Origin of the sequence: Duganella hordei, assembly GCF_040369125.1 — a bacterium.
GTDB classification, from domain to species: domain Bacteria; phylum Pseudomonadota; class Gammaproteobacteria; order Burkholderiales; family Burkholderiaceae_D; genus Rugamonas; species Rugamonas hordei.
Genome location: NZ_BPWI01000034.1, coordinates 1 through 13,955, shown reverse-complemented (window position 1 = coordinate 13,955; position 13,955 = coordinate 1). Strand labels below are relative to the sequence as shown.

Sequence of the window (13,955 nt, the reverse complement as noted above, 5' to 3'; positions counted from 1 at the left end):
TTAGAATTGATACTGGGCGCTCGCGCCCAGCAGCCAATTGCGCCCAGGCGCTGTCTCGTAATAGCGCTTGTTGGTGTCGCCGACGATCAGCGAACCGACGTACTGCCTGTCCAGCAGATTGTTCCAACGCACGAACTGCTTGAAGCGCCAGCCTTGCCATTGCTGGCTGGCGTTGACACGCGCATTGAGCACGCCATAGCCCGGCGCCGGTTTGTCGGCGTTGGCGTCTTCCGCATAGATCCTGCTGCTGGCGACCGCTTCCAGCGAGGCGCCGAAACGGTCCGCGCCGTCTTTCCAAGCCAGTTCGCCGTAAGCGTTCGCATTCGGTACGCCCGGCAGGCGGCTGCCTTCCAGCACCGTGCCGAAGCCCCGGTCGTAGACGGCGCGCAGGCTCGTCAGCGCCATGCGCGTGCTCAGGCCATAGCGCCAGGAGCTGTCGAGCGACAACTCCATCCCCTGACGCAGCGTGCGGCCGGCGTTGCGGTAGCTGGTGCGGCCGCCGCTGCTGCTGTCGACCACCAGTTCGTCGCGGGTACGGACCTGGAACACCGCAGCGTTGATGCGGGTCTGCTCGCCCAGGCGAGCCTTGATGCCGGCTTCCAGGTGGGTGCTTTGCGCCGGTTGCAGACGGAAGTTGAAGCCGCCGCCGGTGCCTGAGTAGAACAGCTCATTGAGCGTCGGCGTCTCGAAGCCGCGTGCGGCGCTGGCGTACACGTTCAGCCCCGGCGTCAACTTGTACAGCAATCCCAGTACCGGTGTGGTGTGGCTGTAATCGAGGCTGCCGCTGTCGTTGCCATTGCCGAGGAAGTGGTCGTCAACGGAAATCTTCACGCTGCTGTGGCGCAGGCCCGCACTCAGCATCCACGCGCCGGCTTCCCACTCGGCTTGTGCGTAAGGATCGAGGTTGGTCACTTTATCGTTCTCGTCGCGCCGCAGCGCGCCCTTGACACCGAACTGTGTGCCGATGAAGTTTTCATAGCCTTTGCGCGCGTCGCTGGAGCGGCCGTACTCAACACCGACGGTGGTACTGAGCTTGCCGCCCGCCAGTTGGCCGACGTGCAGCCAGTTCAGGTCCGTGCCGTAGAAATCGCGGTCGAAATCGACTACGCCGCCGGAGTGTGTGGCGGGCGCCTGGAAGGCCTTGGAGAACGCCTGGTACTGGATCACGCCGCGATTGCCGCCGTAAGCGGTGACGCGCATACGGTCTTCGCCGAATCGCTGCTCCCAGCTGGCGCCGATCTGCTGATGGTCGATGCTCTTGCGGGTGTTGTAGCGGTCTGCCAGCGTGCGTTTCGGCGTTTGCGTGTCGGTGGTGTCGATCTCGCCGGCGCGCGGATCACGCTGGTAGGTGGCCCAAGTGACGCCCAGCGCGTCTTGGGTGTCGTCCTGGCGCAGCGCATTGGAGACGATGGCCAAGGTGGCGCCTTCCACCGGCGCCAGCGTCAGTTTGGCGTAGACTTGGTCGCGGGTGGCGGCGCTGTGGGCGCGGTAGCCGTCGGTCTCGAAGCGCGAGGCGTCCAGCACATAGCCGATGCCGGCCTGCTTGCCTTGGGCGTTCAGGTCGGCCTTGCGGCTGCCATAGCTGCCTGCCGTGAGCGTGGTTTCAACCGATGGCGCGCCTTCGCCCTCGCGTGTGAACAGCTGGATCACACCGCCGGAGTGGTTGCCGTAGATGGCGGAAAACGGCCCGCGCAATACCTCGATACGCTCGGCCATGTCGAGATTGAAGGTGGCGGCCTGGCCTTGGCCATCCGGCATGCTGGCCGGGATGCCGTCGGCGATCAGCCGCACGCCGCGCACCCCGAACGCCGAGCGGGCGCCGAAGCCGCGTGAGGATATCTGCAGGTCCTGTGCATAGTTCTGGCGGTTTTGTGCCACCAGGCCGGGCACCGCCGCCAACGCCTCGCTGGCGTTGACGCGCGCCTGGCCGTCGCGGATCCGCGCGGCGTCGATCACGTCGATCGCGGCGGGCATGTCGAACACAGTGTGGCCTACGCGGGTGGCGCTGACCACCACCACGTCAGGCGGAACGCCGGCTTCCTCGGCGGCCATGGCGCCGCTGCCAAGGGCGAACAGCGCCGCCACCGCATTCAAGGGGAAAAGGGATTGCTTCATGTTGTCTCCGTTTTGGTCAGTGTTATATCGGACCAGTAAGCAATATACCTGCCATCCGGTTTTTATGCGTGGCATGGCGATTGCAACGGTATGGGTATTTTCTGAAAGGCGACTCCATGAACAGCTCCCGCATCCTTCTATCTTTGCTCCTCCTGCTGGCCGGCCCGGCATGGGCAGCGCCTCTGGCCTACGTGCCGAATGAAAAATCAGGAACCGTCAGCGTGATCGATACGTCCACCGATAAAGTGCTGCGCCAGATTGCCGCCGGCAGGCGGCCGCGCGGTATCGCCGCCGATCCGGCGGGCACGCGCTTGTTCGTGACCGATGCCGCCAGCAACGCGCTGCTGGTGATCGATACCGCCAGCGGCGACGTGGTGCGCAGCATCGCACTGGGCAAGTCGCCGGAGGGCGTGGGCGCGTCGGCGGACGGCCGCTATGTCGCCGTGGCGGTCGAGGAAAGCAATAGCGTCACGCTGATCGACGCCCGCAGCGGCGAGGTGCTGGCCGATATTCCGGTGCGGGGCAAGAATCCCGAGCACGCCGTGTTCAGCCCGGACGGACGCTGGCTGCTGGTCAGCGCCGAGGAGGCGGAGCAGGTCGACGTGATCGATGTCGCGGCGCGGCGCCAGAGCGGCTCCGTCGCCGTCGGCCTGCGCCCGCGCGGCATGGGTTTCAGTCCGGACGGCGCCCGCGCCTATGTGGCCTGCGAGCTGGCCAACGCCGTGTATGTGGTCGACATGGCGACCTTGGCGGCGGTAGCGCGCATCCCCGCCGGCAGGAACGCCAACGGCATCGCGGTGCATCCGAACGGCCGCATGGTCTACGTCTCGAACGGTATCGATGCCAGCGTGATGGCGATCGACACCGCCACCAATGCCGTAGTGGCCACCGTCGCCGTCGGCAAGCGGCCCTGGAACATGGCGCTGACGCCGGACGGCGCCAGGCTGTACGTGGCCAACGGCCGCTCGAACAGTGTTTCCGTCATCGATACGGCCGGCGCCGTCAAGCAGCCGGACATTGCCGTCCGCGAGCTGCCTTGGGGTGTGGTGATCCGCTGATCCCGCTGCTCCATCGGCACACACCTGTTCCAAAGATGAACAGTTGACACACGGCCGCGACAGGCCGTAGCACCCTCGCCGCACGGTATTCCCCTGTATGAGCGGTGCTGGCACGGTGCTTGCGAAAAGGAGAGGGCGCAGTACCCACCGCCGCTACGCTTTACAGCGGCCTCATAACCACAGCAGAAAGAGGACGACATGAATCTCGCAGACATCAGCAAACTGGGCGTTGCCAATCCATTCAAACAACGCTATGACAACTACATCGGCGGCAAGTTCGTCGCGCCGGTCAAGGGCGAATACTTCGGCAACGTCACGCCGATCACCGGCCAGGTATTCTGCGAAGTGGCGCGTTCCACCGCCGAGGATGTCGAGCTGGCGCTGGACGCCGCCCACGCCGCCAAGGACGCCTGGGGCAAGACCTCGCAGACCGAGCGCGCCAACATCCTCAACAAGATCGCCGACCGCATGGAAGCCAACCTGGCGTTGATCGCCACCGCCGAAACCATCGACAACGGCAAGCCTATCCGCGAAACCACCGCCGCCGATATTCCGCTGGCGATCGACCATTTCCGCTACTTCGCCGGCTGCATCCGGGCCCAGGAAGGCTCGGTGGCACAGATCGACGCCGAAACCTATGCCTACCATTTCCATGAGCCGCTCGGCGTGGTGGGCCAGATCATTCCGTGGAACTTCCCCATCCTGATGGCGGTGTGGAAGCTGGCGCCCGCGCTGGCTGCCGGTAACTGCGTGGTGCTCAAGCCCGCCGAACAGACTCCCGCCTCGATCATGGTGCTGCTGGAAGTGATCGGCGACCTGCTGCCGCCGGGCGTGCTGAATGTGGTGAATGGTTACGGCCTGGAGGCCGGCAAGCCGCTGGCGTCGAACAAGCGCATCGCCAAGATCGCCTTCACCGGCGAGACGGGAACCGGGCGCCTGATCATGCAGTACGCCGCACAGAACCTGATTCCCGTCACGCTGGAACTGGGCGGCAAATCGCCGAACATCTTCTTCGAGGATGTCATGGACGCCGACGACGCCTTCTTCGACAAATGCCTCGAAGGCTTCGCCATGTTCGCGCTGAACCAGGGCGAGGTGTGCACCTGCCCCTCGCGCGTGTTGATCCAGGAATCGATCTACGAAAAATTCATCGAGCGCGCGCTGGCCCGCGTGGCGGCGATCAAGCAGGGCAATCCGCTGGACGCCAGCACCATGCTGGGCGCGCAGGCCTCGCAGGAGCAGCTGGAAAAGATCCTGTCGTACATCGACATCGGCAAGCAGGAGGGCGCACAGCTGCTGGCGGGGGGTGGGCGCAACGTCCAGGGCGGCGACATGAAGGATGGCTACTACGTGCGTCCGACCGTGTTCAAGGGCGACAACTCGATGCGCATCTTCCAGGAGGAGATTTTCGGACCGGTGGTGTCGGTGACCACCTTCAAGGACGAAGCGGATGCGCTGCGCATCGCCAACGACACCTTGTACGGCCTGGGCGCCGGCCTGTGGACGCGCGACGGCTCGCGTGCCTTCCGTGTCGGTCGCGCCATTCAGGCCGGCCGCGTCTGGACCAATTGCTACCACCTGTATCCGGCCCACGCCGCGTTCGGCGGCTACAAGCAGTCGGGCATCGGCCGCGAGAACCACAAGATGATGCTGGACCACTACCAGCAGACCAAGAACCTGCTGGTCAGCTACAGCCCGAACGCGCTGGGCTTCTTCTGATCATGAACCACGTCATCGCCCGCGTCACGGCAACTCCGGCGGCGCTCGACATGATCGCCGCCCTGCGCCGCCGGCATGGACCGTTGATGTTCTTCCAGTCCGGCGGCTGCTGCGACGGCAGCGCGCCGATGTGTTACCCGGCGGGAGAGTTCGACGTCAGCGACACCGACGTCTACCTCGGCAATCTGGACGGGACGCCGTTCTACATGGGGCGCGAGCAGTTCGAGTACTGGGAGCACACCCAGCTGATCATCGACGTCGTCGTGGGGAACGGCGGCATGTTCTCGCTCGATAACGGCACGGGCAGGCGCTTCCTGACCCGTTCGCGCCTGTTCAGCGACGAGGAGCTGGCGCTGTTGCATCCGCCGGCATAGCAGCACACCGAAGCAAAAACCAAAACCATAATAATTGGAGAAGATTGTGCATAAAAAAGTCATCGCATCGCTGGCGGGGATTTCGATCCTGTCGCTGGCACAGGCGGCCGACGTCACCACGGCCATGCTCAAGAACGCAGCCAGCAGCACCGACAGCGTGCTGTCCTTCGGCATAGGCTCGGAAGGCCAGCGCTATTCGCCGCTGACCCAGGTGAACACCAAGACCGTCGGCAAGCTGGTGCCGGCGTGGTCGTTCTCATTCGGCGGCGAGAAGCAGCGCGGCCAGGAGTCGCAACCGCTGATCTACAAGGGCAAGATGTTCGTCACCGCGTCGTATTCGCGCATCTTTGCGGTCGATCTGAAAACCGGCGCCAAGCTGTGGAAGTATGAACATCGTCTGCCGGACGGCATCATGCCGTGCTGCGACGTGGTCAACCGCGGCGCGGCCCTGTACGGCAACCTGGTCATCTTCGGCACGCTCGATGCGCAGCTGGTGGCGCTGGACCAGGATACCGGCAAGATCGTCTGGAAGGAAAAGGTCGACGACTACGCGGCCGGCTATTCGATGACGGCGGCGCCGCTGATCGCCGACGGCGTGCTGCTGACCGGCGTGTCCGGCGGCGAGTTCGGCGTCGTCGGCCGGGTGGAAGCGCGCAACCCGCTGACCGGCGAGTTGCTGTGGACCCGTCCGACCGTCGAAGGCCACATGGGCTACCGCTACGACAAGGACGGCAAGGCCACCGAGAACGGCATCTCCGGTACGCTCAACAAGAGCTGGCCGGGCGATCTGTGGAAGACCGGCGGCGCATCGACCTGGATGGGCGGCACCTACGACGCCAAGACCGGCCTGGCTTACTTCGGCACCGGCAATCCGGCGCCATGGAACAGCCACCTGCGGCCGGGCGACAATCTGTACTCTTCTTCGACCGTCGCGCTGGACGTGAAGACCGGCCAGATCAAATGGGCCTATCAGAACACGCCCAACGATTCGTGGGACTTCGACGGCGCCAACGAATTCGTCACCTTCGACATGGACGGCAAGCGCTATGGCGGCAAGGCCGACCGCAACGGCTTCTTCTACGTGATCGACGCGAACAGCGGCAAGCTGCAGAACGCCTTCCCGTTCGTGAAGAAGATCACCTGGGCATCGGGCATCGATCTCAAGACCGGGCGTCCGAACTTCATCGCCGCCAACCGCCCGAGCGATCCGACCAAGGGCGAAGAGGGCAAGAAGGGCAGCACCGTGTTCGCGGCACCGGCCTTCCTCGGCGCGAAGAATCAGATGCCGATGGCGTACAGCCAGCAGACTGGTTTGTTCTATGTGCCGGCCAACGAGTGGGGCATGGATATCTGGAATGAGCCGATCAGCTACAAAAAGGGCGGTGCTTATCTGGGCGCGGGCTTCACCATCCGGCCGCTGTTCGACGACTACATCGGCGCGTTGCGCGCCGTCGATCCGAAGTCCGGCAAGATCGTCTGGGAGGTCAAGAACAATGCGCCGCTGTGGGGTGGCGTGATGACCACCGCCGGTGGCCTGGTGTTCTACGGTACGCCGGAAGGCTATCTGAAAGCGCTGGACGCCAAGTCGGGCAAGGAGCTGTGGAAGTTCCAGACCGGCTCCGGCGTGGTGGCTCCGCCGGTCACCTGGCAGGATGGCGATACGCAGTACGTCGCAGTCGTTTCCGGCTGGGGCGGCGCGGTGCCTCTGTGGGGGGGCGAAGTGGCGAAGAAGGTCAACTTCCTGGAGCAGGGCGGCTCGGTGTGGGTGTTCAAGCTGTCTTCCAAATAGAACTGTCTCCTGTAACCTTTGGGCGGCTTCGGCCGCCTTTTTTTTCGATCAAATTCTGAACAGTGCAACGCTGCGATTGATCCGATTCAGCACAAGGCCTTTTCCCGCAAGGCGCGCTTCTCCTCTGGCGATACCTGGGCACGCAAATTGCCATAGGAGCAGTACATCGCTCGATGTACACAAACAATAATGGGAGATAAAAATGAAGAAAATATTCATGCTGGGTGCACTGGCCGTGGTGGGTGCGCAAGGCGCGCAAGCGGTCGATTTCAAGGCCGGCGACTGGAACGTATCGCTGGGCGGCATCGTCAACGCCTACTACACGCAGGTCTCTTGCAGTGGGGACGCGGTCGGCGGGCTGGCGCTGGGCGGCAAAGGCCTGGGTTGCGGCGGCGAGAACAACCGTACGACCATCGGCAATGGCCTGCTGCCCAACGGGCTGGTGACATCGGCCTCGTCGAAGCAAGGGGACTACGACGTCAAGGCGCTGATCGGCATCTACAACGCCACCGCCACCGACAGCGCCATCGCGGCCAACAGCGGTGTGGACGTGCGCCAGGCCTACTTCACGTTCGGGAATGCGCAGATGGGCACCATCAAGCTGGGTCGCGACAACGGCATCTTCGGTGCCGGCCCGATCTTCTCCGACATGACCCTGATCGGCGCCGGTGCGCCGGTACAAGCCACGCAGCGCGGCCGCGTCACGCTGGGCCACATCGGCGCCGGCTACAGCTACGTGGGCTACTATGGCCAGATCGCCTACAGCGCACCGAAGTCGGCGTCGGGCATAGGCTTCGATGCAGCACTGGTCAGCCCGGTCGCGGACACACCTATCGTGGCCGCTCCGGTGTACTCGTCAAAAACCAGCCCGCAGTTCCAGGCGCAGATCAGTTACGCGGCCGACGGCTTCAAGGGTTGGCTGGGCGCCAAGTCGCAGAAATTCAGCGCCACCGCGCCGGGCGTGAAGGACTTCACGATGTCGGGCGTGGAAGTGGGTGCGTCATATCAGGCCGGACCGGTCGGCGTGCTGGCCAACTTCCAGGGTGGAAAAGGACTGGGTATCTTGTCCGATGCCGACCAGGGCGATACCAAGTCCAAGGCCTATTTTGTGCAGGCCACCTACAAGCCAGCCGACAAAGTCAAGGTGGGCCTGAGCTACGGCATCAGCCGCAACGACGACAACACCGCCGGCACGGGTGGCTTGAAGTCCAATGCCAACCTGACCTGTGGCCTGTACTACTCGCTGACGAACGCGATCACGCTGGTCGGTGAGATCGGCCAGACCCGTTCCAAAGGCTTCGCCGGTGGCGAAGGCAAGATGAACGGCGGCTCGTTGGGCGGCATCATCTTCTTCTGATGAATGAGACGTTGAACCATAGGCGCGCGGCCCGTTGGCGCGCGCTTGCCGGCATCCTTTGCCTGCTCGCCGGCCTGCTGGCGCTGGTGCTCGGCGCCACGCCGGCGCAGGCCGGCGTGCTGACGCGAGCCGAAATCACTCGACGCTTTCCGGCGCCGATGATGGTGGGCGAGCGCGACGCCGAGCTGCCTGCGTGGCCGCTGTTCCGGCAAAATGCCACGGCCACCGAGCTGGCGGGCTATGTTTTCGAGTCGATCGATCTGGCGCCCATCCCTGGCTTCTCGGGCGTGCCGCTCAATTTGCTGGTGGCCATCGATCCCAAGGGAGGTTTTATCGGGGTCGAGGTGCTGTCGCACCACGAGCCGGTGTTTCTCGATGGCCTGGGCGAGGCGCCGCTGTACCAGTTTGTCAAACAATACAAAGATTTGTCGCTGAAGCAGAATATCAGCATCGAGACCGGCGGTCGGCGTGCCCGTCATCCGGATGCCACGCATGCCTACATCGACGGCGTGTCCAAAGCCACGGCCTCGGTGCGCATCATTAATCAGAGCGTGCTGGCGGCGGCGCTCAAGGTCGCGCGCAAGAAGCTGGGCTTTGGCGGCGGTCGCGATCCGGACCAGATCGCGCACGTGCGTCAGGATGTGTACGAGCCGATGGACCTGGCGCGGATGCTGCACGAAGGACTGGTTCAACGCCGGCGTGTCAGCAATCGCGAGGTCGAGCAGCTGTTTGCCGGCAGCGCCGGCGCCGGCCTCGATAGGGAGGCGTTGGCGCATCCGGAAGATAGCTTTATCGATGTGTACGTGGCCTGCGTATCGGTACCGTCGATAGGGCGCAACCTGCTGACGCCGTCCGGCTGGGGTAAGCTGCAAGGGCGCCTGGAGGAGGGCGACCATGCGCTGATCGTCATGTCGTCCGGTCGCTACAGCGTGACCGGCGACGATTTCGTGCGCGGCAGCGTGCCGGACCGTCTCCTGCTGCGGCAGGACAAGCTGCCCATCGATATGCGCGACCTGGATCTGGACGTGAAGCTGGCCGCGCCGCTGGCGGCCGACAGTGTGACCATCTTCCGTGTGATCAGCCAGGCCGGCCTGGACCCCGGTTCGCCGTTAGAGCTGGCACTGCCCATCACTCGCAACAAGGGCATCGTCTACCCGGAACGCATCACTCGCGAGCTGACGATACGCTATCAACTGCCGGCCGAACTGCTGATCGCGTCCGAGGGCAGCGGCACGTCCTGGACCAGCGTCTGGCGTGGCCGGCGCTGGGAACTGGCCGCGCTGGCGGCTGGCCTGCTGGTACTAGGCGCCGCGCTGGCGATGCAGAAACGCTTGACTGCCCACGCCGCGCGCTTCGACTGGCTCCGCCGCGCTTACCTGATATTCACGGCCTGCTTCATAGGCTACTACGCGCAGGGGCAGCTTTCCATCGTCAACGTCACCGGCGTGATCCAGGCATTGATGGCGCAGCGCAGCCTGGAGTTCCTGCTGTTCGATCCGATGACGGTTGGCCTGTGGGCCTTTGTGGCTGTGTCGTTGCTGCTGTGGGGGCGCGGCACTTTTTGCGGCTGGCTGTGTCCCTTCGGCGCGCTGCAGGAGCTGACGGGCAAGCTGGCACGGTGGATGCGCATACCTCAGTTGCGCATCAGGTCAAGATTGGATGCACGGCTCAAACGCATCAAATATGTGGCGCTGACGGGCATCGTCGCCAGCGCTTTCTTTTCCAGCGAACTCACGGACAAGCTGGTGGAGCTGGAGCCGTTCAAGACCGTCATTACGCTCAACTTCGTGCGAAGCTGGCCTTATGTCGCATATGCGATTGGTCTGCTGCTGGCTGGCTGCTTCGTCTACAAATTCTTTTGCCGTTATCTGTGTCCCTTTGGCGCGTCACTGGCACTGATGGGCAGATTCCGCGTGCTGGATTGGATACCGCGCCATGCCGAATGCGGCGCGCCTTGCCAAACCTGCCGCCACCGCTGCGACTACCAGGCGATTGCGCCATCGGGCAAGGTGGATTATGAAGAGTGCTTCCAGTGCATGGACTGCGTCGTGATTTATGCAAGCGATGAGCAGTGCGCGCTGCGCATACTGGAGCTCAAGCGCCATCGCACCATTCCAATTCAAAACGCCGCAAGGAGCAGTCCATGAAACGACGTACCTTTATCGCCAGCGCCGTCGGATCGATTGCCGGCGTGACCGGTTGCATATGGCCGGGCGGGGAGACACTGCACCACGGCGCGGCGCTGGCCTTCGGCACCACCATTTCGATTTCAGTGGTGCATGCCGACGCCGGGCTCGCGGCACGCGCGATTGAGGATGGCTTGCGCGCGGCCCAGCAGATCGACCGGCTGATGAGCATCTATCGCTCCGACAGCCAGGTGTTCCAGCTCAATCGCGATGGCGCGCTGGCGCATCCCGATCCGCGCTTGCTGGAGGTGCTGGCACAGGCGGCCGCGCTGTCCGGGATGAGCGGCGGCGCCTTCGATGTGACGGTGCAGCCCTTGTGGCGGCTTTATTCGCAGGCGGCGGCACGCGGTGGACTGCCGCGTGATGCGGAACGCCGGCGCGCGCAGGCGCTGGTCGACTGGCGTCAGCTCGAGTTCGACAAGGATATCGTCAGGTTCCGCAAGCCGGGCATGGCGTTGACCTTGAACGGCCTGGCGCAAGGCTATGCCGCCGACCAGGCGTTGGCGGCGGTGCAGGCGCACGGCGTGCGCGATGCGCTGCTCGACACCGGAGAATTCGTCGCGCGCGGGCGGAAGCCGAGGCGCCGGCCGTGGATACTGGGCATACGCGACCCGCGCGACGCCGATGCGCTGGCCGCCACGTTGTATGCACAGGGCTGCAGTGTCGCCACGTCCGGGGACTATGAGTGCACGTTTACGCCGGATTACCGGCACCATCATATCTTCGATCCGTCGCTGGGCGACTCGCCGGACGAACTGGCCAGTGTGACCGTGCTGGCGCCAACCTCCCTGTTGGCGGACGGTTTATCGACCGCTTTCATGGTGATGGGGTGGGAGCGGGCGCACGCCTTGGCGGCGCGGCTGCCAGCGGTGGATCTGATGGTGATCGATAAGCAGGGGCGGGAACGGCGCTCGGCCGGATTCCCTTCCGAAGCCTGAGGCGGCGATGTGCGCTCCGCTACTTCAGATTTGGCACCTTGCGATAGATCGTATTGCGCGAAACGCCGAGCGCGCGCGCGGTCGCCGAGACGTTGCCGCCATGCGCCTCCAGCGACTTGAGGATGACCGACTGTTCCATCTCTTCCAGGTTGGCGCCGCTGGCGACCATGCGCGCGGTGCCGGCACTGTCGCCCGGCCCGCAGTCGCTTGTCTGCGTTTGTTCGATATCGTCGAGGAAGTCGTCGGGCATGTGCCGCAGGCCGATCTCGTGTTCGTCGCCGGCCATCACGATGGCGGTGCGCAGCAGGTTGGTCAGCTGGCGGAAGTTGCCGGGCCAGCGGTGTCGGCGGAACAGGCTCAGGATTTCGTCGGAGACGTGATAACGGCCGTTGTTGGATTCCGTCGCCAGGATTTTCTTGACCACCGGCTCAAGGTCGGTGCGTTCGCGCAGCGGCGGCAGCTTGACCACCAGGCCGTTGAGGCGATAGTAAAGGTCCTCGCGGAACAGCCCCTTGGCGATGCGGTCGCGCAGATTGTGGTTGGTGGCGCAAATCAGTTCGACGTTGACCGGTATGGATTTGTCGCTGCCCAGCGGCGTGACCATGCGTTCCTGCAGCACGCGCAGAAGGCGCGCCTGCAGGCTGAAAGGCATGTCGCCGATTTCGTCGAGGAACAGTGTGCCGCCGTTGGCTTGCAGGATCTTGCCGACGGCTCCTTTCTTGCGTGCGCCGGTGAAGGCGCCGTCCTCGTAGCCGAACAATTCGGATTCGATCAGCGTCTCCGGAATCGAGGCACAGTTCACCGCCACGAAAGGGCTCATCGCGCGCGGCGAGTCGTTGTGGATCGCCTGCGCCAGCAGTTCCTTGCCGGTTCCCGTCTCGCCCATGATCATGATGGGGATGTCGCGTCCCAGCACGCGGGTGACTTTTTCAATCACCAGTTCCAGTTGCTGATCACCGGTGCGCAGGTAGCGCAGGCCGGACAGGCGACGCGCCTGGGCGGCAGCCTGATTGGCGGCGACGGCAGCCAGCACCGGCTGCGCCGTGCGCTCCGTCGACAGCGATTGCTGGAAGACGTTGTTGGTCAGGCGCAGTTGCGCGCGGCCATACACGCGTACGCCGTTGTGCATGCACAGGTTTAGCAGGCCGGGCGCCGCAGTGCGGTAGTGATCGTACAGCGCCGATACCGGCAAGCCGAACAAGGAACTGAACGTGTGCGATTGCAGCGCGGCGAACGGCAATCCAAGCTGGAACAGGCCGTTGCGGTTGGCAGCCAGGAAGCGTCCGCCCGGACTGAAGGAGGCAATGCCCTCCATCAGCGTGCCGATAAACTCCGGCCGCGTGTGGAAGTGCAGCGTGATGGCGTCTTCAAAGGTGGCTGAGAACAGCTGGTTTTCGATCATCAGCGCGGACATGCGTACCAGCGCCATGGTGTGCTTGTGATAGCTGCGCTTGTCGCCGGAGACATCAAGCACGCCGATCACGTTACCCAGGTGGTCGGCGATGGGCGCGGCCGAGCAGGTGAGGAAATGGTTGGCTGCGAGGTAATGCTGGTCCGCGTGGACTATCGCCGGCGTACGTTCGGCGATGGCGGTGCCGATGGCATTGGTGCCGCGGCTCTGCTCAGACCAGGCGACGCCGGGTTGCAGGGCAACGCGGCTGGCCTTTTCCAGGAAATCGTCGTCGCCCAGCGAGTGGACGATCACGCCCTGGGCGTCGGTCAGGATCACCATATTGTGCGTGTTGACGATTTGCTGGTATAGCGTCTCCATCGCCGGAATGGCGTGCGCATGCAGCAGGCGGTTCTGTTCTATCAGTAGCGACAGGTCGTTGCGCGCCAACGGGGCATATTCCGGCGGCGACTCGGGGCGCAATCCATATTCCTGCGATCGCTGATGTGACGTTTCTATAATAATGGGCATGTTGTCGGCCCACGACTCGCTTGCAGGCGGGCTGTTCAGATTTGGAGCAGTCTGGCGTTCCATAATGGTCTCTATGTCTCCGGCGGCCGTTATCGGCTCTGTTTTCCCTGCAAGGGTGTTCCATAATGTAGCACCTGTGCAGAATGTGAGCAAAAGCTTGATGCTATACCGTTGCTGTACGGTTTATAAGCAAACGCGGTGCCAGCGAAAATAAATCTTGGCAGTTCGATCAGGACTTTGCTATAGTTCGCCCCCTCGCAGAGCAGGGCATGTAAATGCCGAGTAAAACGAGAATGTAGAAGGGGTTGACGAAACGATCTAAACGCTTCATACTCTTTCTTCTTCGCTGACGGACACAACGCTTCGCAGCAAACGCAGTACCGAACAAAGTTCTTTAAAAATTAACAGTCGATAAGTGTGGACGTTTGATGGAAGTGCACACGAAACCTTCGGGTTTCGTGAAACTTAAAAAATATCAAATGTTCACAAGAAGTAATG

At 63.5% G+C, this 13,955-nt stretch carries 9 protein-coding genes; 7 read left to right on the top strand and 2 right to left on the bottom strand.

Features of this window, described 5'->3' with window-relative positions:
- Complete coding sequence (locus ABWW33_RS32365; RefSeq protein WP_353405529.1) at positions 1-2,115, bottom strand: TonB-dependent receptor family protein; 2,115 nt, start codon at positions 2,113-2,115, stop codon at positions 1-3.
- A gap of 116 nt (positions 2,116-2,231) precedes the next feature.
- Here ABWW33_RS32365 and ABWW33_RS32360 point away from each other — a divergent pair, with 116 nt between their 5' ends.
- From ABWW33_RS32360 to ABWW33_RS32330, 7 genes are all read left to right on the top strand, one after another.
- Positions 2,232-3,173 carry a beta-propeller fold lactonase family protein gene (locus ABWW33_RS32360; protein WP_353405528.1) on the top strand — a complete coding sequence of 314 codons (942 nt, stop codon included), beginning with the start codon at positions 2,232-2,234 and terminating at the stop codon, positions 3,171-3,173.
- A gap of 198 nt (positions 3,174-3,371) precedes the next feature.
- Positions 3,372-4,892 carry an aldehyde dehydrogenase gene (gene adh, locus ABWW33_RS32355; protein ID WP_176656026.1) on the top strand — a complete coding sequence of 507 codons (1,521 nt, stop codon included), beginning with the start codon at positions 3,372-3,374 and terminating at the stop codon, positions 4,890-4,892.
- A 2-nt stretch (positions 4,893-4,894) separates the two neighbouring features.
- Complete coding sequence (locus tag ABWW33_RS32350) at positions 4,895-5,266, top strand: DUF779 domain-containing protein (protein WP_353405527.1); 372 nt, start codon at positions 4,895-4,897, stop codon at positions 5,264-5,266.
- Between the two features lie 46 nt (positions 5,267-5,312).
- A complete protein-coding gene (locus tag ABWW33_RS32345) occupies positions 5,313-7,055 on the top strand; it encodes a PQQ-dependent methanol/ethanol family dehydrogenase (RefSeq protein ID WP_353405526.1) in 1,743 nt (580 codons plus the stop codon).
- A gap of 202 nt (positions 7,056-7,257) precedes the next feature.
- Positions 7,258-8,412, top strand: coding sequence for a porin family protein (locus ABWW33_RS32340; protein WP_353405525.1), 1,155 nt, complete (start codon positions 7,258-7,260; stop codon positions 8,410-8,412).
- Between the two features lie 11 nt (positions 8,413-8,423).
- The gene (locus ABWW33_RS32335) at positions 8,424-10,559 is read left to right on the top strand and encodes a 4Fe-4S binding protein (RefSeq protein WP_353405524.1); all 2,136 of its coding nucleotides are present in this window, start codon (positions 8,424-8,426) and stop codon (positions 10,557-10,559) included.
- Positions 10,556-11,536, top strand: a complete 981-nt coding sequence (locus ABWW33_RS32330; RefSeq protein WP_353405523.1) for an FAD:protein FMN transferase — start codon at positions 10,556-10,558, stop codon at positions 11,534-11,536. The genes ABWW33_RS32335 and ABWW33_RS32330 overlap by 4 nt, the downstream gene beginning before the upstream one ends.
- Before the next feature lie 19 nt (positions 11,537-11,555).
- On the opposite strand, the gene ABWW33_RS32325 is transcribed toward ABWW33_RS32330, so the two are convergent.
- Positions 11,556-13,520 carry a sigma-54-dependent Fis family transcriptional regulator gene (locus ABWW33_RS32325; protein ID WP_353405522.1) on the bottom strand — a complete coding sequence of 655 codons (1,965 nt, stop codon included), beginning with the start codon at positions 13,518-13,520 and terminating at the stop codon, positions 11,556-11,558.
- Positions 13,521-13,955: the final 435 nt, after the last annotated feature.

Bases quoted from the DNA above. Each gene is read 5' to 3' on its own strand.
- ABWW33_RS32365 (WP_353405529.1), bottom strand. From the start codon at position 2,115: ATGAAGCAATCCCTTTTCCCCTTGAATGCGGTGGCGGCGCTGTTCGCC.
- ABWW33_RS32360 (WP_353405528.1), top strand. From the start codon at position 2,232: ATGAACAGCTCCCGCATCCTTCTATCTTTGCTCCTCCTGCTGGCCGGC.
- adh (WP_176656026.1), top strand. From the start codon at position 3,372: ATGAATCTCGCAGACATCAGCAAACTGGGCGTTGCCAATCCATTCAAA.
- ABWW33_RS32350 (WP_353405527.1), top strand. From the start codon at position 4,895: ATGAACCACGTCATCGCCCGCGTCACGGCAACTCCGGCGGCGCTCGAC.
- ABWW33_RS32340 (WP_353405525.1), top strand. From the start codon at position 7,258: ATGAAGAAAATATTCATGCTGGGTGCACTGGCCGTGGTGGGTGCGCAA.
- ABWW33_RS32330 (WP_353405523.1), top strand. From the start codon at position 10,556: ATGAAACGACGTACCTTTATCGCCAGCGCCGTCGGATCGATTGCCGGC.
- ABWW33_RS32325 (WP_353405522.1), bottom strand. From the start codon at position 13,520: ATGGAACGCCAGACTGCTCCAAATCTGAACAGCCCGCCTGCAAGCGAG.